The following is a 23,310-nucleotide window of genomic DNA, read 5'->3' as shown; positions in this document are numbered from 1 at the left end:
CCGGCCAAGCGGTCGCAGCCTATCGATGCTCACCATGCGTCCGTAGCGACGTCCAGGTCATGCTGAATGCGCGCGCTCAGCGCGAGCAGTGTCGGAGCGAGTTCGCGCACCGCTGAAGCCAAGGGTTCGGCCGTCGACAGGCTCACGTTCAAGGCGTATCGCGAGCCCTTGAACAGCAGCGGAGCCGCCAGCGCCACGACTTCAGGCTGCCAGGCGGCCGCGCAGAAGCCTTTCTCCTCGACGTCCCGGGTCGCGGCCGCGAGCGCCGGCCCGAGCGTCGCCCACTGGGTGCGCCGGGTCCGGCGAAAGTGCGCGAGCAAGGCCTTGCGCTGGTCCTCCGGCGCAACGGCCAGGTAGGCGCGACCGAGGGAGGTCAGCTCCATCGGCACACGCTGGCCTGAAACCACCCGGCGCAGCGAGGGCCGGCGGTTGTATCGGATCGACTCCAGGTAGACCATCTCGTCCCGATCGGGAGCGGCCAGGCCCACGTTGAGCCGCTCCGCCTGCGAGGCGTCGCGCATGTGCGGCGCGGCGATGGCGAGCGCGGTGGAACCCGAGCGCATGGCATGCGCCAGGCTCAGGACCGCAGGCGCCAGGCGATACGCCCGGGTGCGCGCTTCCACCTGCAGATAACCCGACCCCACCAGGGTTTGCGTCAGCCGACTCACCGTCGAACGGGAAAGGCCCGTTCGCTCGGCGATCTCGGCGTTGCCCAGCAGTTCCGAGCCGGGGCGGAACGATCGAAGGACCTCGATGCCCCGCTCCAGCGACCTGTTCGCGGGTGAAACCCCGGGCTTCTTCGTCCTCAGGGACTGCACGGGCGTTGACGATTTCATGAGATTCAGCACCTCCATGCCAGGCCGGACGACGGCGGAAACAGCAGTGTATTGAATTCCACTGGTTGGAATCGAAGGGATGCCAAGCCGGCACCGGGTTCCTAAGCTACCTCCCATGGCGGCTTCACCCGGAGGCGCCAGCGACAAGACCTTTGCCCCGCGTGGCAGGAGACAACCGATGACCCGATCCTCTCGTTCCTTTCTGTGCCGCGTGGCCGGCTGTCTGGCCGCGACCGCACTGGCAGCCTCCGCGGCCTTCGCCGCCTTCCCGGACAGGCCCGTGAAGCTGGTCGTTCCGTTCGCCCCGGGCGGCGGGACCGACGCCATCGCGCGTGCGCTGGGCCTCGGCATGTCGCAGGCGCTCGGCCAGCCGGTCATCATCGACAACAAGCCCGGCGCAGGCACCATCATCGGCAGCGATGCCGTGGCCAAGAGCGCGCCGGACGGCTACTCGGTGCTGGTGTCCACGTTCGCGCATGCGGTCAATCCGAGCCTGATGGCCAAGCTCCCGTACGACACGCAGAAGGCCTTCGCGCCAGTGGTGCTGCTGGCCCGCGGCCCGAACGTCCTCGTGGTGCGTGCGGACAGCCCCTACCGGTCGGTGGCGGACGTGGTGGCAGCCGCGCATGCCAACCCAGGAAAGCTCACCTTTGCCTCGCAGGGCAACGGCACTTCGGCGCACCTCGCGGGTGAGCAGTTCACGAACCTCGCGAAGGTGCAGATGACGCACATCCCCTACAAGGGCGCCGGCCCGGCCCTGACCGATCTGCTCGGGGGCCAGGTCGACATGATGTTCGCCACCGCCGCGGCGGTGTCGTCCCAGCTGGCCGCCGGCAAGCTGCGCGCCGTCGGGGTCACCACCCCGCGCCGTGCGCCGGCCCTGAAGGATGTGCCCGCGATCGCGGAGACCGTTCCCGGCTACGCCGTGGAGAGCTGGTACGGCCTGTTCGTCGCGGCCGGCACGCCGGCCGATGTGGTCGCCAAGCTGAACGCGGCCGCAAGGAAGGCGACCGAAAGCGCCGAGTTCCGCAAGATGCTCGAGCCCGAAGGCCTCACGGTCAGCGGCGGCACCCCGGCCGAACTGGATGACTTCGTCAGGTCCGAGACCGTCCGCTGGTCGCGGATCGTGAAAGAAAACAACGTCAAGGCCGACTGAGGCCAAGGAAGGATGAACCCCATGGACTACACCCTGATCCAGCTGCAGGTCGAGCGCGGCATCGCCACCTTGACCTTCAACCGCCCCGAGAAGCGCAACGCGATGAGCGATGAACTGCGCGCCGAATTCACTCATGCCCTGGAGCGCGTCGCCGCCGACAAGGAGATTCGAGCGCTGGTGCTCACGGGCGCCGGCAAGGGCTTCTGCGCCGGCGGCGACATCGCGGGCATGGAGCGCCGCATGAACGCGCCGGCCGGCGAGGTCGCATTCAACGGCTGGCATCGGCAGCAACGGGTGCACGACACGCAAGCGCTGCTGCATACGATGCCCAAGCCGGTGATCGCCGCAGTGAACGGCGCTGCCTCCGGCCTGGGCGCGGACACCGCGCTCGCGTGCGACTTCATCATCGCCAGCGAGTGGGCCAGCTTCACCTGGTCCTACATCCACCGGGGCATCATCCCCGACGGCGGCGGCATGTACTTCCTCCCGCGCCGCGTCGGGCTGGCCAAGGCCAAGGACCTGATCTTCACCGGGCGCAAGGTGGAGGCCGACGAAGCGCTCGCCTTGGGCATCGTGGACCGCAAGACCACGGCGGACCGGCTGCTGGCCGATGCCCAGGCGTGGGCCGCCGAACTGGGGCGGGGTTCCGCGACCGCGCTGGCGCTGTCCAAGACGATCCTGAACCAGACCTTCGAACTGCCGGCCCAGCAGGTCTTCGCCCAGGGCAGCCAGGCGCAGGGCATCTGCTACACGAGCACCGAGCACCGCGAGTCGGTCCGGGCCTTCCTGGCGAAGACCCACGGCACGGCCGGGGAATGACCGCCATGGAAGCACTGTCCCGATTGCTCCAGCCCCGAAGCGTCGCCGTGATCGGCGCCTCGGGCGACCCGGCCAAGACCGCCGGCCGGCCGGTGTCGTACCTGCAGAAGCATGGCTTCGCCGGCACGATCTACCCCGTGAACCCGAAGCTCGATCGCATCGGCGAGCTGCCCTGCTACCGCGACGTGGCCTCGCTGCCGGCGGTCCCCGACGTCGGCATCGTGCTGCTGGGCGCGGAGCGGGCCCACATCGCCGTGAAGGAACTCGCCCAACGCGGCGCGGCCGCGGCCATCGTGCTGGCGAGCGGCTACACCGAGACCGGCGAAGAAGGCGCACGGCGCCAGCAGCAGCTGCTGGAGGCCGCCGGCAGCATGCGCATCCTGGGCCCGAACACCATCGGCCTGGTGAACCTGACCGACCACATCGTGCTCTCGGCCAGCGGTGCGCTGGAGATGGACCATTTCCACGCCGGCGCCATCGGCGTGGTGTCGCAGAGCGGCGGCATCCTCGGCGCGCTGCTGTCGCGCGCCGCCGCCCGGGGCATCGGCTTGTCGAAGCTGGTGTCGACCAGCAACGAAGCGGATCTCGAACTCGCGGATTTCGTCGACGCGCTGGTCGACGATCCGGCGACGCGGGTCATCGCGCTGTACATCGAGGCGATCCGGCAGCCGGAGAAATTCCGCGCCGCCGCGCTCAAGGCGGCGCGCGCCGGCAAGCCCATCGTCGCCTTCAAGATCGGGCGCTCCGAAGCGGGCGCCAAGGCCGCGGTGTCGCACACGGGGGCGCTGGCCGGCGCGGACCGCATGTACGACGCGCTGTTCCAGCAGACCGGCGTGATCCGGGCGCAGACCTTCGGCGACCTGCTCGACATCCCGGCCGCCCTCGCGACAGGGCGGGTCCTGCGCGGCAAGCGGGTCGCCATCCTCACATCGACCGGCGGCGCCGGCACGCTGGTGTCCGACAGCCTGGGCGTGTCCGGCTTCGAGACCTCGGCGCCGGACGAACCCACGGCGGCGGCCTTGCGGGCCCTGCAGACCGGCGACCATGCCGCGCTGGACCGCAATCCGATCGACGTCACGCTGGCCGGCCTGCAGCCGGATCTGCTGCGCGGCGCAATCAAGGCGCTCCTGGCCAGTCCGAGCTACGACGCCTTGGCCGTCATCATCGGTTCGTCGGGGGTCGGCAGGCCCGAGCTGATGGCCGGCGCGATCGAGGACTGCCTGCCGCTGTCCGACAAGCCGGTGCTGGCCTATGTGAGCCCGCATGCCCCCGATGCCGCCGCGCTGTTGACGCAGCGCGGCGTGCCCGCCTTCGTTGCCGCCGAGAGCTGCACCGCAGCACTGGCGGGCATGCTGCAGGCGAGCCGATGGCGGGCGGCGGCCAGTGCGCCGGACGGCGCCGCCCGCGTGCAGCTGCACGAACTCCCCGCGGGCTCGCTGGACGAGGCGCAAGCCAAGCGCTTGTTCGCCCGCTTCGGCGTGCCCTGCGCCCGCGAAACGATCGTCCGCAGCGGCGAGGAAGCCGAGCGCGCGGCGCGCGAACTGGGCGGACGGGTCGTGCTGAAGATCCTCTCGAGCGAGATCACGCACAAGAGCGACGTCGGCGGCGTCGCCGTCAACGTCTCGCCCGAGCAGGTTGCCGCCCGGCTGGCCGCGATGGCGGCCGGGGTCGAGCGAGCCACCGGGCTACGCCCGGAGCGATTCCTGGTGCAGGAGATGGTGAACGGCGGATGCGAACTGATCCTCGGCATGCACCGTGACGCGCTCGGCACTGCCATCCTGCTCGGCATGGGCGGCGTGACCGCGGAACTGTTCAAGGACACGACGATCCGCCTGCTTCCAGCGGAAGGCGGCCTGGGACGCGACGAGGCCCTGGCGATGGCGCGCGAACTCAAGACCTGGCCGTTGCTCGACGGCTTTCGCGGGCGTCCGAAGGCCGACGTCGACGCGCTGGCCGATGCCATCGTGGCCTTCTCCCGCATGGCGGCGCAATTGGGCGACCGGCTGGTCGAGGCCGAGATCAATCCGCTGTTCGTGCTGCCCCGAGGCGCCGGCGTGCGGGCCGCCGATGGGGTCGTCGTGCTCCGCGAATAGCCGCTAGCCCGGCAGCTTGCTGGCGTACATCAGCGCCTGCAGCAAGGTCCGGCTCGCCGGCGTCGGCTGGCTGTGCGCCGACACCGCCAGCGAGCTCACGCGATGCGCCCAGGGCTCGTCGAGCGGCACGAACGCAAGGTTCGGAAACTGCGCCTGCTGCTCCAGGCTGGCCTGCGGAAGGAGACCGATGCCGAGGCCGCACTGCACCATCCGGCTGCACGAGTCCATGCCCTTGACCTGGATGCGCGTGCGCAGCTTCACGCCATGCTTCAGCGCCTCTTTCGCGACCCGCATCGCCAGCGCGGTGCCGGGCGGCAGTTCGACCCACTCCTCCTCGAGCAGCTGGTCGAAGCGCAGGCGCTTGCGCTTGGCGAACCGGTGGCCGGCGGGCAGGATCACGACCAGCCGTTCGCTGCGGTAGGGCTGCAGCGTCAGGCCCGGGATGTCCCCTTCGGCGACGAAGACGCCGACGTCGGCCCGGTCCTGCAGCAGCAGCTCGACGATGTCGGCGCTGGTGTGCTCGGCCAGCTCGATCTTGATGCTCGGATGCTGGTGCAGGAAGAGCGCCAGGTCCTGCGGCAGGTGCTGCACGATGGCGGAGATCGAGGCGACCAGCCGAATGCGGCCCGACACGCCGGCCTGCAGGTTCTGCAGCTCGTCGTCGAGCGCCTCGACGTCGTCGATCATCGCGCGCGCATAGCGCGCGACCGACAGGCCCGCGGCAGTCAGTTCGACGCCGCGCGCGGTACGGTCGAGCAGGGCCGAGCCCATCGCGGCCTCCAGCTGCGTGATGCGGCGGCTCGCGGCCGACGGCACGATGTGCAGGGTCGCGGCGGCGCGCGACAGGCTGCCCTCGCGCTCGATCGCGGCGATGAGCTTCAGGGTCGAGAGGTTCAGGTGGTCCAGCAGCGGACGTCGGGCTTTCATCGGATCGGGGCAGGCGTTGCCGGGAGGGCAACGCCGTTGTGAATAAATGTCGCTGGGCAGGTGGCGGCGGGTGCGTCAGCATGCGCCCTGTTCCCACGGAGACAAGACGGACCATGCAACAGATACTGAATCTACGCGATCTGACGATGATCGAGCGCGTTCACGCCCGCGGCGGTCGCTTTCGCTACTACCCCCTTCTTTCCGGTGCCGACGGCGCGGCGGGCAACTTCTTCCTTCAGCTGTCCAACACCTTCAACGACTTCGACTCGCCGCGCCACCGGCACAACTTCGACCAGGTGCGCGTGCAGCTCGAAGGCGACGCCGATTTCTCGCGCGACGGCGTCATGAAGCCGGGAATGATCGGCTACTTTCCCGAAGGCGTGTTCTACGGCCCGCAGAGCATCGCGGGCGAATCCCTCACGCTGGTGCTGCAGTTCGGCGGTGCCAGCCGCAGCGGCTATCTGTCGGAGGCCGCCTTCCAGCGCGGCATCAGCGAACTCAAGGAGACCGGCCGATTCGAGGCCGGCGTCTACAAGGTCGACAAGCCGGAGGGCGGCACGCGCAACCAGGATGCCTACGAAGCGGTCTGGGAGCATGTCAATGGCCGCGCGCTGCGCTATCCCGAGAGCCGCTACGACAAGCCGGTCTTCATCCGGCCGTCGGCAGCCGCCTGGGTGCCGGACGAAGCAACCCCGGGGCTCGCACGCAAGCACCTCGGCACGTTCTCCGAGGCCTGCACCACGCTGTCGCTGGTCGAGCTCCAGCCCGGCGTCGGGTTCGAGGTGCCGCCGAACACCATCGTCTTCGTGCTCGAAGGGCAAGGCCGGGCAGGCGATGGCGGCTGGGAGCCGCGCTCGTCGCTGTACAGCGGGGCGAACGCGAGCCGGATGCAGGCCGACGCCGCCAGCCAGCTGCTGCAGATCGAGTTGCCGAGGCTCTCGCCATGATCGGCCGCCCCTTCGACCCGCGCCGTCGGCGCGCCCTGCTCGGCCTCGGCGCCGCCGCGCTGGCCACCGCGCCCGTGCTGCGCGCCTGGGGCCAGGACTTCCCTTCGCGCCCGATCTCGATGGTGGTGCCGTTTCCGCCGGGCGGAGGCTTCGACACCATCGCACGGCCCTTCGCGGAGCGGCTCGGCAAGCGCCTGGGCCAGGCCGTGATCGTGGACAACCGCCCGGGCAGCGGCGGCAACATGGGAACCGATGCGGTCGCCAGGGCGCCCGCCGACGGCTACACCTTGTTGTTCGCCAACGACTTCCTGGCGACCAATCCGAGCGTGAACCGCAACGTGCGCTACGACCCCCTCAAGGACTTCGTCCCGGTGAGCATGGTCGGCACCACGCAGGTGGTGATCGCGGTGCGGCCGGACTTCCCGGCGAAGAACTTCGACGAGCTGGTCGCGCTTTCGCAAAAGCGGCCCCTGAGCTTCGGAACACCGGGTGCCGGGACATCGCCGCATCTGGTAGGTGAGTACCTGTCGACGATCTCGCCGCTCAAGACCCTGCATGTGCCCTACAAGGGCACGGCGCCATCGGTCAATGACGCGATCGGCGGCCAGATCGACATGGTCTACGCCACCACGCCGTCGGTGGCCGGGCACATCGCGGCCGGCAAGCTGCGCGGCATCGCGGTCTTCGGCGAGCGGCGCAGCACCCAGCTGCCCGAGGTGCCGACGCTGCCGGAGGCCGGCGGCCCGGCGGTCAACTACGAAGTCTGGTATTGCCTGATGGCGCCCGCCGCGGTCCCTGCGGCTGTGCTCGCGAGCATCCGCGACGCCACGCGCAAGGCGCTCGATGCGGAGCTCGGCGCCCGCCTGGCCCAACTGGGCTACGCGGTGAAACCAGGCGGACCCGAGGAAGTCACGCGCCTCATCCAGCGCGACCTGGCACGCTGGAAGGACGTGGTGGCCCGGGCCAACATCTCGATCGACTAGCACCCAAGGCGGCCCGGGCCGCCTCCGCGACCCTCTCGAGCAGCCAGGCGTGACCCGGATCGTGCGCATCGCGGCCATGCCAGACCGCGCGCACAGTCTCGGCCCCGGCCTTGTATGGCGGCGCCCGGCGAACCGGGCGTCGCTCCCTCACTTGAATTCCATGCACTATGGAATTGCACAGACATCAGTTCCATTCAAGTCGCTGTTCGCCCATCATCCGATCCAGCCATCTGACGGAGAGCGAAAACCATGACGCAAGACACCCTCATCGAGGATCGGGAAGCGCTGATCGCGCGCTGCATTCCCTTCCTCGAGGAAGTGAAGGACCTGACCACCGGCACCGCGATCGAACGCTGGTTGAATCGCAAGTACGGGCCCGACAGCGAGCTCTACCAGACCCTGGCCCGCCTGGTGCGCAAGGGCGTGGAGGACGGCTGGGCGGCGAACGCCCCGATCGACGGACCGGCCTACCGCCGCAGCCGCATCGCCGAGCCTTCCGGGCGCACGCTCCACTTCAGCATCACGGCGGTCTACATGGACAGCAGCGGCAACCGGCAAGGCCACCCGGACCATCGCATGCGCGGGCAATACCACGGCCATCCCTATGGCGAGTTCAACATGGTCGTTCCGCTGACGCCGGGCGCCGCGCTGAACGGGCCGAACGGCTGGTGCTTCGGCGGCTGGACCGCACCGGCACCGGGCAGTCACCACTACCCGGAAGCGAAAGGCGGCGCGGTCATCGCGCTGTTCTTCCTGCCCTCAGGCCGGATTTCCTATCACGACGCCCCGCAGGAGTGAGTGGCATCGACACCTGCCCGCGCGGCTCCTCGGCTTTCCGGCCCGAGCTTGCGGCGCACACAGAGGAGAACACCATGATGCCCAGCGAGATATCGGGGGTGCGCATCCCCGACAGCCGCATTGCTCGCGAACTGACCCAGTTCATTCGCGACACAGAGAGCGACCTGCTCTTCCACCACTCGGCCCGGGTCTACTGCTGGGGCGTGATGGCCGGCCAACGGATGGGGTTGAAATTCGACCTCGAAATGCTCTACGCGGCGTCGATGTTCCACGACCTCGGCCTCACGGCACGCCATGGAGACAGTCAGCTGCGCTTCGAAGTCGATGGCGCGAATGCCGCGCGGGACTTTCTTCGCGGCCATGGCATCGCCGACAGGGATGTCGAGACGGTCTGGAATGCCGTCGCGCTCCACACGACGCCTGGGATACCGCAATTCATGCGTCTGGAAATCGCGTTGGTGCAGGCGGGGGCTGGCATGGATGTCGCCGGCCGCGGCTACGACCAGTTCACCGACGTGCAGCGTGCCGCCGTCATCGCCGCGTTCCCCCGGGAACCCGATTTCGAACAGGGCATCATCGACGCCTTCTACCAGGGCATGAAGCACCGTCCCGACAGCACCTTCGGCACCTTCAACGATGACGTCCTGGCGCTCAGGGATCCGAACTTTCGGCGCATCGACATGTGCGCCGTCATCCATGCTTCACCCTGGAACTGCCACCCTCACCGTGATGCCTGCCGACCGTCGACCTGAGGACTGCCGGGTGAGCCAGGACCCGGGGCCGGGCCCTTCACGGCCTCAGACCACCATCGGCACCGCGGCGCCGTCCATCGAGACAATGGCTCCGGAGATGTAGCCGGCCGCACCCGATGCCAGGAACACGACCGCACGCGCGATGTCCTCGGGCGCGGCGACCCGCCCGAGGGGCATGCGGGCCTGCGCGTCGCGCAGCACCGCCTCGGCGCTGGTCTTGTGCAGCCGGGCCTCTGCGGCCAGGCCTTCGGCCATGCGGTCGGTCAGCGTCAGTGCCGGGTTGACCGCATTCACGCGCACGCCGCGCGGCCCGTAGGCCGCGGCCAGGCCGGCGGTCGCGAGCATCAGCGCCGCATTGGCGGCACCGCCCGCCAGGTGGGTGGTGGTGGCGACCTTGCCGCCCATGCCGATGACGTTCACGATCGCGCCCGTGCCGCGCGCCCCCATGCGCTTGATCACCGGGTCCATGACGTTGACGTAGGTGAAGAACTTGGCCTGCATGGCGTCCTGCCACGCTTGCGGCTGCAACTCGTCGAAGGGCGTGCGGCGCGCGGCCCCGGCCGAATTGACGAGCACGTCGATCGGGCCACCCTCGGCTTCGGCGGCATCCACCATCGCCAGCGCCGCACCCGCATCACCGAGGTCGGCGAGCTGGCCGTGCGCCGCGTAGCTCTCGGCGCGCAATGCCGCCACTGCGGCCTCCAGGTGCGCGGCCGTGCGCCCGGCCAGGCTGACCCGCGCGCCTTCGCGCAGGAATTCGCGGGCGCAGGCCAGCCCGATGCCGCGGCTGCCGCCGGTGACAAGCACATGCTTGCCGGTCAATTGAAGATCCATGGCACCTCCTTGGATGAGAACGTTCAGTGTCGAGGGGGCCAACTGTGCCAGAGCGCTCCATGCTGCGTGGTCCTACACGCGCACGGCCGAGGTGCCACGGGCCGCGGGGGCCCGGGGAACCTACGATCGGTCCGTTGCCTCCGCACCGGGTCGCGGGGCGTTATCGGATCAGACACAAGGCTCCTGCATGGCACGAACACTCAGCCCGATCGTCCGGGACCGGGCAGGTCCGGTGCGCCCCATTCCGGCAGCGATCGCCGCGATCACCGGGCAACCGCTGACGGAGGTCGCGCGGGTCATCTGGCAGTGCATGGACGCACTGGCCGGACTGGCCGGCATCCACGGCGAGGTGGCGCCCGAGGATCTATGCCACGCAGCACTCCTGCGATTCGGCTACGCACCGCACCGGCTCTACGCCGATGTCCGTCGACGCCCGGTGCTGGCAGAGGTGCTGCGGGCCTATGCGCGTTCGCCGGGCCCGTGCGAGCGCCTGTTCGCGATCTGCGAATCTGGCGAGGCCTTCGCGTTTCTGGGCAGCCAGGCCGCGGCCTGGACCCACAGCGCTCCCGCCAGCCTCGGCGTGCTGGTCCGGGAAGGACACCTGGACCTCGACATGCGGGTCAGGTTCGCCTTGACCGTCAAGGTCCACCGACCGGTCCCCATCGCATCTCCCGACCACCAGTTCCTCGAAACGATGGCCATTCCGGCATTGGCCCTGGCCGAGGCCTACAACATCGAAGTGCTGCCCATGGACTGGCCCTACTGGAACCTGTCCTTCCCCGGCGAGATGACCGACGGCGCGCCAGGCTCCGGCGCAACCCTGGTCTGCGGCGAGCACGAGTTGCTGAGGGTGGTCAACGACCGCGTGCGGCTGCTCCGGTTCTCCGATGAGACGTTCGAAGCGATGGTGGCCCGCCTGCGTCGGGGCCCCTCGCAACCCTGAGCGCCTGCCGCCCGTACCCACACGCTTTCAAGAAAAGCGCCTACATGCCGGCGCGCGCAGCATCGCTCGAGACGACATCCGTCATCACACTAGATTCAGGAAAAAGAAACCGGATGCTCTCGCCATGACGAATCCACATACTGCCTCGCAGCCGTCGCTGTTCGAGCCCACCGGGGTGCCAGGCCTCGACGAGGTGCTGGCCGGAGGACTGCCCGCGGGGCACCTCTATCTTGTCGAAGGGACCCCGGGCGCCGGCAAGACGACGCTCGGCCTGCAGTTCCTTCTCGAAGGGCGGGTACTCGGCCAAAAGGGGTTGTACGTCACTTTGTCGGAGACTTCCGACGAGCTTGCGCAGGGCGCGAGGTCGCACGGGTGGGAACTCGACGGCATCGAGATCTTCGATCTCGTCGGCGACGAGGGCCTGAGCGCAGACGCCGAGCAGAGCATCCTCAACCCCTCCGATTTCGAGCTGGGCGAAACGATCCGCAACGTCATGGCCTTGGTGGAACGCGTGCGACCGGAGCGTGTCGTCTTCGACAGCCTCTCGGAGCTGCGCTTGCTGTCCCAGAACCCGCTGCGCTATCGGCGGCAGATCCTGGCGCTCAAGCGCTTCTTCCTGACGCAGCGTTGCACCGTGCTCATGCTCGATGACAAATCGGCCGGTGCCGGCGACATGCATCTGCACAGCATTGCGCACGGCGTGATCCATCTCGAGCAGAACACCGGCACCTACGGACCCGACAAGCGTCGCCTGCGCGTGGTGAAGATGCGCGGCGTGAGGTTCCGGGAAGGCGAGCACGACTTCAATCTGGATTGGGGCGGGCTGCAGGTGTTCTCGCGCCTGGTGGCCAACGAGCACGGCCGCGAGCATGCAAGCGAAGCCGTGAGCTCCGGCAATGCGGAACTGGACCGGCTCCTGGGCGGCGGCCTGGTCCCGGGCAGCAACCTGCTGTTCGCGGGCCCCGCCGGCGTCGGCAAGACGACCACCGCCGTGTGCTGTGCGGCTGCCGCCATGCAGCGCGGGGGCAAGGCGGCATTCTTCCTTTTCGACGAAGGAATCAAGACACTCATCTTGCGCTCGCGGGCCCTGGGACTGGACGTCGAAGAGTACATCTCGTCGGGTCAGCTGGATCTGCACACGATCGACCCGGCGGCGATTTCCGCCGGCGAGTTTTCGCATCGTGTGCGCGATGCGGTCGAGCGGCGGGGTGTCGGCACGGTCGTGATCGATACGCTGAACGCCTACCTGGTCGCGATGCCCGGCAGCAACTTCCTGCTGCTGCAGATGCACGAGCTGCTGACGTACCTCAATCTGCAGGGCGTGACGACCATTCTGGTCCTGTCCCAGCACGGCCTTTCCGGCGATGTTCCAAACGATGTCGACCTGAGCTACCTGAGCGATTCGATGCTGCAGTTCCGGTACTTCGAGGCCCGTGGGCAACTCCTCAAGGCGGTGTCGGTGATCAAGAGTCGCACCAGCGCGCACGCCTCCACGATCCATCAGTTCAGGCTCAGCCCGAGCGGGCTCGAGATCGGTGAGGCGCTCACGGATTTCGAAGGTGTCATGGCTGGCGTTCCGCGCTATCGCGGAGAGACCTCGCTGCTCGGCAGCGCGGAACAGGCGTGACGGCGTGGAGAATCGAATACTCGTCCTGGCGCCGTTCGGGCGCGACGCCCGGGTTATCGCCGAGGTGCTGGCGGCACGGCGGGTCGTTGCACACATCTGCGAAGGCGGCGACGCGCTGGTCCGCGAAATGTCCCGGGACTCGGCCGCTACGATCCTCACCGAGGAAGCGCTGACCGACGGCATCGTCGATGCGCTGCGCGAGATGCTCGCGAGCCAGCCGCCGTGGTCCGACTATCCGTTCGTCGTCCTGGCGGCGCGGCAGACGCTGCACCGGACCGATCGTGCCCGCTCTGCGCTGCAGGAGCTCAGCAACCTGGTGCTGCTCGAGCGGCCGGTCAACCCCGACACCTTGGCGAGTGCTGCCGAGTCCGCATTGCGGGCACGGCAGCGCCAGTACCTCACGCGCAAGCATCTTGCCGAGTTGGAGGCATCCAAGCTGAGCGTCGAGCAACTCAACGACAAGCTCGAAACCCGGATCGCCGAGCGGACCGCCGACCTCGCGAGCGCGAACGATCGGTTGATGCGCGAGATCCTGGAGCGCGAACGCGTCGAGAGTTCGCGGGTCCAGAACCAGAAGATGGAAGCACTGGGCCGCCTGACCGGCGGCATCGCGCACGACTTCAACAACCTGCTGCATGCCGTCAACCTGAACTTGCAGTTGATCGAGCGGCTGACCGTCCAGGACGACCGCGTTCGCCACTACGCGCGACGGGCCAAGGAGGCCGTGGACCGGGGCTCGCGCCTGACCGGTCAACTGCTGTCTTTTGCGCGCACGCGGAGCCTGGTGCCCAAGCTGCACGACGTGAACGATCTCATCCGCAACATGGCCGAATTGATTTCGATATCCGTGGGCGCCCATGTCAAGCTGTCGCTGACCCTGTGTCCCGACCCCGCCTACGTCGTCGTCGACGCCGCCCAGATGGAGATGGCCGTCCTCAATCTCTCGGTGAACTCGCGCGACGCCATGCCCCAGGGCGGCATGCTGGAAATCCACACGCAGATGGCGGCCGCCGCCACTGCGTATCCATTGGGCTCGGTCAGCGTCGCCGTGCGCGATACGGGCGAAGGGATCCCGGACAACCTGCTGGGCAAGGTGTTCGATCCGTTCTTCACGACCAAGCAGCACGCCGGTACCGGGCTCGGCCTGAGCCAGGTCTACGGATTCACACGGCAGTCGGGCGGCAATGTGGAAGTGCAGAGCAAGGTCGGCGCAGGCACCACGATCAAGCTCTGCTTCCCGCTGGCCCCGGCGCCGAAGGAAGCGGCCGAGGCCATGCTGCGCGGGCAGAGCGCCGCGATGGCGTTGCAGGCGGAGATCCTGGTCGTCGAAGACGACCCCGCCGTTCGCCGGAGCATGGTCGAGTGCCTTCAGGTGCTTGGCTTCCACGTCCGTCAGGCCGCGGATGGCGCTGCGGGCCTGACCGAGTTGAAGAAGGCGCGACCGGACCTGCTGCTGGTCGACTATCTGATGCCGCGCATGAACGGCGCTGAACTGATCGCCCATGCACGTGCGATGTACGACGATCTTCCGATTCTCATGGCGACCGGCTACGCGGACATGAACGCCGTCGAGCGCCTGATCGGCCCGCATTCGGTGCTCGCCAAGCCTTTCGACCTCGACACCATGGGCAAGGCCGTGTCGATGGAGCTTCGGCGAAAGCGCCCGCAGCCATAGGCACCTCGGCCGCGCGCCACCCGGTCATGCCGCTCGATTCGAGGATCGTCGGCCTTCCTTCCTGGCACGCCCCAGGTTGGCCGCGATCATGGCCGCGACCAGCGTGACCAGCCACGAGAAATACACCCAGAGCAGAAACATCGGGAACGCCGCGAAAGTCCCGTAGACCGCCTTGTAGGTCGGCACCTTGGCGAGGTAGCCGGCGAAGCCGCGCTTGCCGAACTCGAAGGCCAGGCTGGCGACCAAGCCACCGGCGAGCGCATCGCGCAGGCGCACCTGGGTGTTCGGGACGAGGTAGAACATGCTGGTCAGCGCCGCCAGCACGAGCAGCAGCGGGCCGAGATCGAACACGAAGGCGAGCGAAGCCGGCAGCGCGCCGATCCAGCCCAGCGAGGCGCCGAGCACATGGGAGCTCGCCCACAGGCTCAGGCCCAGGACCGGCGGCCCGACCGCCAGCATCAGCAGGTACAGGCCGACCCGCCTGAAGAACGGCCGGTTGCGCCGCACCTCCCACATCTGGTTCAGGGCGTTCTCCACGGTGAGCAGCATCGCCACCGCCGTGCAAAGCAGCAGCAGCGAGCCGACCCAGGTCAAGCCACTGGCGTTGGCGGCGAACCGGTTCAGGTACTGCAGGACCGTGCGCGCGATATCGGCCGGCAGCAGCGGGCTCAGCAGGAACTCTTGGATCGCATCCTTGAATCGCCTGAACACCGGGAAGTGCGTGAAGAGCGCGAAGCTCGCCGCCAGCAAGGGCACGATGGACAGCAGGGTCGTGAAGGTCAGGCTCCCGGCGACCTGGGGCAAGCGCTCTTTCCGGGCGCGCTGGATCGTCATTCGGGTCAGGGTGAACATGGGTCGCGGCAAATGAGATTCGGCCCGCCGATTGTGAAGGCTGCCGCAACCGGCCTCGGGGTTCCTCTTGGTTGTCCGGGCCGGCGTTCCGGGCTACGCTGCGCGCGACCGAGGATCTTCATGACCACATTGACGGACACGGCGCCAGACCACCTGGACAACAGCGCCATCGGCGTGCAGCGCCATCTCGCCGAACTCGACGCCCAGGGCTACACGGTCATCCCCGACTTTCTGCGGCCGGACGATCTCCAGCGGGTCCGCGCGGGCCTCGCGCCGCACCTGGGCAGCCACACCGGACGCAACAACTTCGAGGGCGTGCGCACCGAGCGGGTCTACACGCTGGTCGGCCGGGGCCGCTGCTTCGAGGACATCGCCGAAGACGCGCGGGTGCTGGCCCTGCTCGACCGGCTGCTGGCGCCGGGCTACCTGCTGACGGCGAGCCAGGCGATCTGCATCCATCCGGGCGAGACGCCGCAGCCGATCCACTACGACGACTCGTTCTACCCGGTGCCGCGCCCGCGGCCTTCGATCAGCTTCAGCACGATCGTCGCGGTCGATGCGTTCACGGCCGAGAACGGCGGCACCGAGGTCATTCCCGGCAGCCACCGCTGGAGCGACGCCCGGATCATCGGGGGCTACGACGGCCGCGATGCCGATGCGCCGATGCCGCCCTCGCTGGAGCGCATGCTGGTGCCAATGGTGGTGCCGGCCGGGGCCTGCATCTTCTTCCATGGCACCCTGATGCACCGCGGCGGCGCCAATCGCAGTGCGGCGCCGCGGCTGGCGTTCTCGAATCAGTACTGCGAACCCTGGGCGCGAACCCAGGAGAACTTCTACCTCGGCATCCCGCCGGCGCTGGTGCGCGGCATGTCGCCGCGCCTGCAGACGCTGCTCGGCTACGAGATCATGCCGCCCTTCATGGGCCACGTCACGGCGTCGCATCCGGCCAAGGTGCTGCAACCCGACCATGTCAATGCCGTAGCCGCAGCGCCTCGCGACGGCCGGCGCGAACAGGAGACCCCATGACACCCGCGCACCCCCTGGACCGGCTGATCGGCGACGCATGGCCGGCCTTCGCGACCGACGCCCAGCTGCGTGCCTTCGAAGCCACGCCCTATGCCGAGCGCATCTCGGCGCAGAGCACCTACGAGGCCCTGCAGCGCGGCGCCGCCTGCGACCCGGACGCCGATGCCATCGTGTTCCTGCCGCAGGCGGAGCCCGACGAAACGCCGCTGCGCATCAGCCATCGGCAATTCGTCGGCCGCGTGACGCAGGCCGCGAACCTGTTCACCGAACTCGGCGTCGGCCCCGGCGACGTCGTCAGCCTGCTGCTGCCGCTGGTTCCCCAGAGCTTCTTCTGCCTGTTCGGCGCCGAGGCGGCCGGCATCGCCAATCCGGTCAATCCGCTGCTCGAGGCGGGCCAGATCGCCGAGATCCTGCGCGCCGCGAACACCAAGGTGCTGGTGGCGCTCGGCCCGGTGCCGGGAACCGACATATGGGCCAAGGTCGAACGCATCCGCGACCAGCTGCCGGGCCTGAAGGCGATCGTCGTGGTTGGGGGCGAGAGCGACCCGGCACGCGCCGTGCACGGCTTCGACGCACTGGTGGACCGGCAGCCCGCCGATCGGCTGCTCGGCGGCCGCCGGATCGCGGCCAGCGATACCGCCGCCTACTTCCATACCGGCGGCACCACCGGCATGCCGAAGCTGGTGCGCCATACGCACGGCAACCAGGTGTACCAGGCCTGGGCCGTGGGCCTGATGCTGCAGGTGCGCGCCGGCGCGCCGCTGCTGTTCGGCTTGCCGCTCTTCCATGTGGGCGGTGCGCTGACGCAGGGCCTGGCGCAGCTGAGCGCGGGCGGCGCGATCGTCGTGCTGTCGCCGTCGGGCTGGCGCAATCCGGTCGCCGTGCGCAATGTCTGGCGGCTGGTCGAACGCTTTCGGCCCGAAGTGTTCGGCGGTGTTCCGACCGTGCTCGGCGCGGCGCTCAACGTGCCGCTAGCCGGCGCCGACGTCTCGAGCATCCGCATCTGCTCGGGCGGCGGCTCGGCGATCCCGGTGCCGATCGGCAGGGCCTACGCGCAGCGCTTCGAGGTGCCGGTGGTCGAGGTCTACGGGATGACCGAGACTTCTAGCGTCCACACCCTGGCCTACCTCGACCGGCCGATCCGCCTGGGCTCGGTCGGCCATCCGGTGCCGTACAGCCGGGTGCGGATCGTCGAGGTCGATGCCGAGGGGCGTGCCACGCGCGACTGCGCGGTGGGCGAGAGCGGGGTCGTGGCGATGAGCGGGCCCGGTGTGTTCAGCGGCTACCTGAGCGACAGCCACAACCGCGAGGCCTTCGTCGCGCCCGGCTGGGTGAACTCCGGCGACCTCGGCCGCCTCGACGCCGAAGGCTACCTCTGGATCACCGGCCGCGCCAAGGACCTGATCATCCGCGGCGGCCACAACATCGACCCGATGGCGATCGAAGAGGTCTTCTTCCAGCATCCCGCCGTGGCGCAGGCCAGCGTGGTCGGCCAGCCGGACGTCTATGCGGGCGAGCTGCCGATCGCGTTCGTGCAGCTCAAGCCGGGCGCGGCGGTCGAGGCGGCCGACCTGCTCGCCTTCGTTGCCGCCGGCACGCCGGAACGCGCGGCGCTGCCGGTCGAGGTGCTGTTCGTCGAGGCCCTGCCGCTGACCGCGGTGGGCAAGGTCTTCAAGCCCGCGCTGCGATGGCAGGCGGCGCAGCGCGTGGCGTTGCGCCTGCTGTCGGACCTGCAGCAAGCCGGTCGCGAACTGGCGGTCGAAGTCGGCGCCCACGCGCTGCACGGCAGCCTGGTCACGGTCGCGGTCACCGGCGTGGCCACGGGCGATCGCGAATCGGTCGCGCGACAGATCGACGAGCGCCTGGACCCGCTGGTCCTGAAGCACGAGACGGTCTGGCGCTGAGCCGCACGGCGCGGCTCAGCGCCACTGCAACAGCAGCGACCAGGGCTGCCGGCTCATGTGGCGATCGACGCAGTCGGGCTTGGCCGCACCGCAGCCGTCGCTCAGGTAGCTGGGGTCGAGCCAGCGGGTCCCCGGCGCAAAGGCCAGCCGGCGCAAGGTGACGGACTGCAGCACGTTGCCGCCGATGGCATCGAAGCCCAGGGCATCGACCGCCACCACGACATCGCAGTGCATCGGCAAGGCGCCGCCGCCGATGCGGCGGGCCGCCAGCGCCTCGCCGATCTTCTCGAAGCTGTCGAGCCCGGCACCGGTGCCGCGCGCCTGGCAGACCAGGTCGCCGACGCGCGGCGGGGTGCGCGTGATGTCGCAGGCGCGCATCGCGTAGGCGGTCGGACGGCCGGCCGCCTCGGCGCTGCCGGCCTGCCAGGCCGCGCCCGCATAGTCGGCATGGGCCTCGGAGAACTGGAACTCGTCCGCGCCGAGCCCGGCCTGGCGCGCGAGCCAGCTCACGAAAGCCGCGGACCAGGGGGTGTCGATCACGGCGACCCGGTCGATCGCGGCCTGCGCGGCGCGCAGCTCGTGCGATTCCAGGCCCTGGTCCGGGCCGACGCCCAGGCCTTGCAGCCGGGCGGCGGTGGCCTGGTTCAACGCCTGCAGCAGGAGTTGCCGATCGGCCGGGCGCAGCGCGCCGAAGCGCACGAGGTAGGGCAGGCGGCCTTGCTGCGGATCGACGGCGCCCCAATAGCCGAGCACCCGCTCCCAGGGTGCGCGGGCCCACGCACCGGTGCGCACGTCCTCGGCCTCCGACAGGCCCGATTCGGTGAGCCGGCCTTCGGCATCCATGGCCTGGCCGCCGAAGGCCCGGTGTTCGCGCTCGGCCGCGGCGGCCATGGCCAGCGCGCGGGGCGGCGGGGAAGATCGCGTGGCGGTGTCGAGGCACAGTGAAGCGGCCCCGGCAGCGAACGGCGCGGCCATGGCCAAGAGGGAAGCGGCAACCGGAAGAAGCCGCCGCGGCACGAAATGGAAGGACATTCGGACCCGAGCATAGCCCCGGTGCGGGACTACACTCGGCCGCCTTTCCGACGCCCCCACACCACCATGCGACGCCTCGCCCGACCCGACGACATCCGCCACGTCTTCTCGATCTACAGCCACGAGAAGGTGGTTCCGTTCCTGACCTACGACCCGATGCCTTTCGAAGACTTCGAAGACGTCTATGCCCGGTTGCTGGCGAGCGGCAGCTTCTTCGTCTGGGAGGTCGACGGCGAGATCACCGGCTTCTACGAGACCACGCGCTACCCGGGCCGGTTGCGCCACGTGGCCCTGCTCGGCACGCTGGCGGTCGACCCGCGCCGGCACGGCGCGGGCATCGGCCGCGCCATGATGCTGGACGCGATCGCACGGCTGCGCGCCGAAGGCATCCGGCGGGTCGAGCTCTACGCCGAGAGCGACAACACGCAGGCGTTGCGCTTCTACGAAAAACTCGGCTTCGTGCACGAAGGCACGCTGCGCGACTTCTACAAGCGAGGCGACCAATCGCACTACGTCGACGAGTACGTGCTGGGGCTGCTGCTGGACTGAATCGCCGGGCGTCGCGCAAGCCCTGACGGCGGGACCGGCGCTGGTAAGCTCCTCACCCCGCCGGCGCCCCTGCCGGCGATGACGGAGAAGCGTGCATGGCCGACCCATGGCTGCCAAGAGAAGAGTACGTCGCCCTGCAGCAGGAGATGCGCAGCGGCATGGCGGCGCTCGCGCGCCTCGAGCTGGCCTGCGTGTTGGGCGTGGTGGCCCTGTTCGCCTGGCTGGTCCGGGGCGCGGGCGACTATGTCGGCTACCAGGGCCTCGTGTGGTTCCTGCCGATCATCGTCCCGGCCTACGGCATCCTGAAAGCCAGGGCCGTCCGCGCCCGACTGGCCCTTGTGGCCGACTACCTGGCGAAGCTCGAAGGCCACGCGTCCCCTGGAGAGGAACGTTGGCAGGCCTACCTCGAGCGACAGCGTCCCAGGGCGCGCAATGGCTTCGCGACGACCGCCTGGCTGCTGCTGCTCGCAGCCACGATGGCGGCGAGCGCCTTCGGTTTCGCGGACTTCCGCGAACAGTGCCCGGGGCTGCTGCGCGATGCCTGTCTGCAGGACGCCGGGCCGGACGAGCAGACCGAGGGCGCATAGGCGGCAGCTACAGCAGGAAGGGCACGAAGCGACGCGTGCGCCGCATGTAGTCCCGGTACGCCTGGCCGAAATGCGCGAGGCATTCCTGCTCTTCGCGCACCGCGGTGACGAACAGCAGCACCGTCGCCGCCACCACCAGCGCCAGCCCCAGCCAGGTGAACTGCTGCAGAAAGATGCCCCAGGCCAGGCAGATCAGCGCGGTGTACATCGGATGGCGGATGTAGCGGAAGGCGCCGGCCGTCACGAGCGCGGTCGTCTTCTCGAATCCGATCAGCGCTTCGTCCTGGCGCGCCTCGCCCGGATGGCCGTCGCGCCGCAACAGGCGGAATGCATGCACCGGCAACCAGACCGAGGCCATGAACAGCACCATCGCCACCCGCTGAGGCAGCGCGCGCGGGTCTGCGCCCCAGACCGGCAGGTTGATCCAGATGAGCCCGAGGATGCACTCCCAGGCGAAGAAACGATAGAAGCCGTGCGAGCGCGGACGCGTCATCGCGCCGCGCGAGATGTAGAGCAGCGCCGAACTCACGACCACGAAGGTCGGACCATAGGCTGCGAGAGGGAGGAGCATACGGTGGGCCGGCGTCTAGAAGCGCATGCCGACGCCGGCCATCAGCAGGTCGGCGTCGCGCGCCGCAAGGCCATCGCGACGGGACTGGGTCCGCCCGCCTTCATGCAGGTAGCTCGCGCTGATGTCCACGTAGCGGTCGAGCCCGTGCCGATATTCGAGGCCTTGGGCGCTCGCCGTTTCCGAATCGAAGCTGTTCAGGATCGACCTGCCGAGCAACAGCGTGAGTTCGTTGCCGGTGACGTTCGTGCTGCGCATCTCGGCGCGCTCGCGCGGACCCGGGCCGTCCGGCGCTTCGAGCTGATAGCCGAGGCCGACGACGATCGCGGTCGTGTCCGGACCGTGGTAGGTCTGCACGTGATTCAGCTGCATCTGCGCGATCCAGCGGTTGTCGAAGTAGTAGGCGGCGCGAAGGCTCAGCACCAGGCCCCAGCCATGGGTGTCCGAATAGTTGCCGCCGGCCTCGGCCGCAACCGTATCGAAAAAGCGGTACGGACCCGCACCGGCCGACAGCTCGAGCCGGTTCTCGCGCAGCGGCAGGCGACCCCAGAGCTGGACCACCTGACCGTCGCGATGGTGGTTCGGAATGTGGCCTTCGTTGAGCCAGGAGAAGCTCCAGGCCGCATGGCGCCCGAGGCCCTCCCGGTACGTGGCTTCCCAGGAGTAGGTGTCTTCGTCCTTGCTGACCAGCGGCCCGGCGAGCATTGAAAACTCCTGCGCGCGCAGGCCGGCCGAACACAGCGCGCAAAGTGCGGCGGCGAAGAGTGCTCTGGCGGGAACAGCGCTCGGGATTCGCATGGGCCTCCATGACACTGCCTGCGGCAGCGAACAGGTCGACGCAAGGATAACCGAGCTGACTTCGCACTGACTGCACGCGCGCATGGCTCCTTCACGTGGAGGTCGCATTCCGCGAGCGCCAGGTTCCTAATTGCGTTCCGGCCCGGCGCCAGTTCGATCGCCGAAGGTCCGGGGATCTTCAAGGAGAACGCCATGTCATCTGCCAATGCCTGCGGCCGACCATCCGATGCGCCGGTCCGGCCCTATCGATCGATGTGCTGCTTCATCGTCCCGCCCGGCGTGCTGAAGAAATACGCGCGCGACGGCGCGATCGACCCCGCCACGCGCAAGGCCCTGCAGGACACCTATGTGGAAACCGAACGCCTGCGCGGACTGCGTGAAGCCCATCGCATCGCGACCTTGCGCGACGCGGATCGCTTCCTGGCCGGCGCGGCGGTTCACGTGCCGGCTCAGCATCTGTTCGACTGCATGCATCGCAAGGGACTGCCGGGCAAGGCGGTGGCATCGCCTGCCGGCGCCTTCAAGACCGTGTTCGACACCACCGCCAAGGTGGTGGAGTTCTACAAGACCGTGCTCGGCCGCAATTCGGTCGACAACAAGGGCTTCGACCTGGTGTCCAGCCTGCACTACGCCAGGAACTACGACAACGCGTTCTGGAACGGTTCGCAGATGGTGTACGGCGACGGCGACGGCAAGCTGTTCGGCGAGATGTACCTGTCGCCCGACGTCATCGGCCACGAGCTGACCCATGGCGTGACGCAGAACCTCAGCGCCCTGCGCTATGAAGGCGAGTCGGGTGCGCTCAACGAGAGCATCAGCGACGTCTTCGGCACCGTGTTCAACCAGTGGCTGAACAACTGGGCCGTGACCGAGCCGCGCGGCTGGCTGGTCGGAGCCGGCATCATGGCGCCGCCGGCACTGGCCAAGGGCTTCACCTGCCTGCGCGACATGGCGCAGCCCTCGGCCAAGCATTGCCTGTCGCCGCAGCCCGAGCTCTACAGCGAGATCGACCCGACGGCCGACGTGCACGTGAACAGCGGCGTGCCGAACAAGGCCTTCGCCACCTTCGCGCGGGCGGCCGGCGGGCAGGCCTGGGGCAATGCCATCAAGGCCTGGTACGACACCTGCATCAACCGGGCGATGCGCAGCGACGCCACCTTCAGCGAGTTCGCGGCGCTGACCATCGCCTCGGCGCTGAAGATCGGCGGCGCCGCACTGCAGGCCCAGTGCACCAGCGCCTGGACCGAGGTGGGCGTCACGCCCGCGAGCCCATGACCGAGCCGGCCGATCCCGCACGGCCCGCGGTGCGCCGCGTGCGCATCGAGCGCCGCGGCGGCCTGGCCGGGCTGGCCGTGAGCGCCGAGCACGACTTCGCGGCGCTCAGCGCAGCCCAGCAGCAGGCATTGGGACGGGTGATCGAAGCGGCGGCGTCCGACCGGTCGGCCAGGTCGCGCGGTGCGCCGCCCGGCCCGGCGCCTGGTGCCGACCGCTTCAGCTATCGCCTTCGCGTCGAGGACGCGGCCGGAGGCGAACAGGTGATCGACCTGCCGGAGGATGCGATGCCCTCAGTGCTCGAATCGCTCGCCAAGCCTGCGCTGCCCTGA

Annotated in this window: 23 protein-coding genes; 16 read left to right on the top strand and 7 right to left on the bottom strand. The window is 69.0% G+C overall.

Annotated elements, in window-relative coordinates:
* Positions 1–29 precede the first annotated feature (29 nt).
* Positions 30–854 (bottom strand): IclR family transcriptional regulator, encoded by an 825-nt coding sequence (locus AC1DF3_RS04785; protein WP_478138979.1) that lies wholly within the window; start codon positions 852–854, stop codon positions 30–32.
* 160 nt (positions 855–1,014) lie between these two features.
* On the opposite strand from AC1DF3_RS04785, the gene AC1DF3_RS04780 reads away from it, so the two are divergent.
* From AC1DF3_RS04780 to AC1DF3_RS04770, 3 genes are read left to right on the top strand one after another with little or no spacing between them, the layout of a single operon-like run.
* Complete coding sequence (locus AC1DF3_RS04780; RefSeq protein ID WP_478138978.1) at positions 1,015–1,992, top strand: tripartite tricarboxylate transporter substrate binding protein; 978 nt, start codon at positions 1,015–1,017, stop codon at positions 1,990–1,992.
* 21 nt (positions 1,993–2,013) lie between these two features.
* Positions 2,014–2,811 (top strand): enoyl-CoA hydratase/isomerase family protein, encoded by a 798-nt coding sequence (locus AC1DF3_RS04775; protein WP_478138977.1) that lies wholly within the window; start codon positions 2,014–2,016, stop codon positions 2,809–2,811.
* A 5-nt stretch (positions 2,812–2,816) separates the two neighbouring features.
* Entirely contained in the window at positions 2,817–4,904 is a 2,088-nt protein-coding gene (locus AC1DF3_RS04770; RefSeq protein WP_478138976.1) for an acetate--CoA ligase family protein, read from the top strand.
* A 3-nt stretch (positions 4,905–4,907) separates the two neighbouring features.
* Here the strand turns inward: AC1DF3_RS04770 and AC1DF3_RS04765 are convergent, their stop codons facing one another.
* Positions 4,908–5,831: a LysR family transcriptional regulator gene (locus AC1DF3_RS04765; protein ID WP_478138975.1), complete on the bottom strand. Its 924-nt coding sequence runs from the start codon at positions 5,829–5,831 to the stop codon at positions 4,908–4,910.
* Between the two features lie 113 nt (positions 5,832–5,944).
* On the opposite strand from AC1DF3_RS04765, the gene AC1DF3_RS04760 reads away from it, so the two are divergent.
* From AC1DF3_RS04760 to AC1DF3_RS04745, 4 genes are all read left to right on the top strand, one after another.
* Entirely contained in the window at positions 5,945–6,778 is an 834-nt protein-coding gene (locus tag AC1DF3_RS04760; protein WP_478138974.1) for a hypothetical protein, read from the top strand.
* Positions 6,775–7,761 carry a Bug family tripartite tricarboxylate transporter substrate binding protein gene (locus AC1DF3_RS04755; RefSeq protein ID WP_286530537.1) on the top strand — a complete coding sequence of 329 codons (987 nt, stop codon included), beginning with the start codon at positions 6,775–6,777 and terminating at the stop codon, positions 7,759–7,761. Before AC1DF3_RS04760 ends, AC1DF3_RS04755 begins: the two co-directional genes overlap by 4 nt.
* 249 nt (positions 7,762–8,010) lie before the next feature.
* On the top strand, positions 8,011–8,559 hold the full coding sequence (locus AC1DF3_RS04750; RefSeq protein ID WP_286530539.1) for a 4-hydroxylaminobenzoate lyase: 549 nt from the start codon (positions 8,011–8,013) through the stop codon (positions 8,557–8,559).
* 74 nt (positions 8,560–8,633) lie between these two features.
* The gene (locus AC1DF3_RS04745) at positions 8,634–9,311 is read left to right on the top strand and encodes an HD domain-containing protein (protein WP_478138973.1); all 678 of its coding nucleotides are present in this window, start codon (positions 8,634–8,636) and stop codon (positions 9,309–9,311) included.
* 45 nt (positions 9,312–9,356) lie between these two features.
* Here the strand turns inward: AC1DF3_RS04745 and AC1DF3_RS04740 are convergent, their stop codons facing one another.
* Entirely contained in the window at positions 9,357–10,145 is a 789-nt protein-coding gene (locus AC1DF3_RS04740) for an SDR family NAD(P)-dependent oxidoreductase (protein ID WP_478138972.1), read from the bottom strand.
* 187 nt (positions 10,146–10,332) lie between these two features.
* Between AC1DF3_RS04740 and AC1DF3_RS04735 the strand changes: the two genes are divergently transcribed.
* The 3 genes from AC1DF3_RS04735 (at position 10,333) to AC1DF3_RS04725 (ending at position 14,390) form a co-directional block, all read left to right on the top strand.
* Positions 10,333–11,088: a hypothetical protein gene (locus AC1DF3_RS04735; protein ID WP_478138971.1), complete on the top strand. Its 756-nt coding sequence runs from the start codon at positions 10,333–10,335 to the stop codon at positions 11,086–11,088.
* Positions 11,089–11,212: 124 nt separating this feature from the next.
* Entirely contained in the window at positions 11,213–12,715 is a 1,503-nt protein-coding gene (locus tag AC1DF3_RS04730; RefSeq protein ID WP_478139116.1) for an ATPase domain-containing protein, read from the top strand.
* Positions 12,716–12,719: 4 nt separating this feature from the next.
* Positions 12,720–14,390 (top strand): response regulator, encoded by a 1,671-nt coding sequence (locus AC1DF3_RS04725; protein ID WP_478138970.1) that lies wholly within the window; start codon positions 12,720–12,722, stop codon positions 14,388–14,390.
* A gap of 24 nt (positions 14,391–14,414) precedes the next feature.
* Here AC1DF3_RS04725 and AC1DF3_RS04720 read toward each other — a convergent pair whose 3' ends face one another.
* Positions 14,415–15,242, bottom strand: coding sequence for a YihY family inner membrane protein (locus tag AC1DF3_RS04720; RefSeq protein ID WP_478138969.1), 828 nt, complete (start codon positions 15,240–15,242; stop codon positions 14,415–14,417).
* A gap of 120 nt (positions 15,243–15,362) precedes the next feature.
* Here AC1DF3_RS04720 and AC1DF3_RS04715 point away from each other — a divergent pair, with 120 nt between their 5' ends.
* A complete protein-coding gene (locus AC1DF3_RS04715) occupies positions 15,363–16,268 on the top strand; it encodes a phytanoyl-CoA dioxygenase family protein (protein WP_286530544.1) in 906 nt (301 codons plus the stop codon).
* Complete coding sequence (locus AC1DF3_RS04710) at positions 16,265–18,172, top strand: acyl-CoA synthetase (RefSeq protein ID WP_478138968.1); 1,908 nt, start codon at positions 16,265–16,267, stop codon at positions 18,170–18,172. Before AC1DF3_RS04715 ends, AC1DF3_RS04710 begins: the two co-directional genes overlap by 4 nt.
* 15 nt (positions 18,173–18,187) lie before the next feature.
* Here AC1DF3_RS04710 and AC1DF3_RS04705 read toward each other — a convergent pair whose 3' ends face one another.
* Positions 18,188–19,147 (bottom strand): DUF2272 domain-containing protein, encoded by a 960-nt coding sequence (locus AC1DF3_RS04705; protein ID WP_478138967.1) that lies wholly within the window; start codon positions 19,145–19,147, stop codon positions 18,188–18,190.
* Between the two features lie 78 nt (positions 19,148–19,225).
* Here AC1DF3_RS04705 and AC1DF3_RS04700 point away from each other — a divergent pair, with 78 nt between their 5' ends.
* Positions 19,226–19,753, top strand: coding sequence for an N-acetyltransferase family protein (locus tag AC1DF3_RS04700; protein WP_478138966.1), 528 nt, complete (start codon positions 19,226–19,228; stop codon positions 19,751–19,753).
* 95 nt (positions 19,754–19,848) lie between these two features.
* Entirely contained in the window at positions 19,849–20,340 is a 492-nt protein-coding gene (locus AC1DF3_RS04695; protein WP_478138965.1) for a hypothetical protein, read from the top strand.
* Between the two features lie 7 nt (positions 20,341–20,347).
* Here the strand turns inward: AC1DF3_RS04695 and AC1DF3_RS04690 are convergent, their stop codons facing one another.
* Both AC1DF3_RS04690 and AC1DF3_RS04685 read right to left on the bottom strand, forming a co-directional pair.
* Positions 20,348–20,911, bottom strand: coding sequence for a methyltransferase family protein (locus AC1DF3_RS04690; protein ID WP_478138964.1), 564 nt, complete (start codon positions 20,909–20,911; stop codon positions 20,348–20,350).
* Positions 20,912–20,926: 15 nt separating this feature from the next.
* Positions 20,927–21,613, bottom strand: a complete 687-nt coding sequence (locus AC1DF3_RS04685; protein ID WP_478138963.1) for a hypothetical protein — start codon at positions 21,611–21,613, stop codon at positions 20,927–20,929.
* A gap of 285 nt (positions 21,614–21,898) precedes the next feature.
* Between AC1DF3_RS04685 and AC1DF3_RS04680 the strand changes: the two genes are divergently transcribed.
* Entirely contained in the window at positions 21,899–22,981 is a 1,083-nt protein-coding gene (locus AC1DF3_RS04680; protein ID WP_478138962.1) for a M4 family metallopeptidase, read from the top strand.
* The gene (locus AC1DF3_RS04675) at positions 22,978–23,310 is read left to right on the top strand and encodes a protealysin inhibitor emfourin (RefSeq protein ID WP_286530554.1); all 333 of its coding nucleotides are present in this window, start codon (positions 22,978–22,980) and stop codon (positions 23,308–23,310) included. The genes AC1DF3_RS04680 and AC1DF3_RS04675 overlap by 4 nt, the downstream gene beginning before the upstream one ends.

This window comes from Variovorax sp. 10N432 (genome assembly GCF_056394465.1).
The sequence above is the reverse complement of the archived record's forward strand: the minus strand, read 5'-3'. Positions and strand labels throughout refer to the sequence as shown.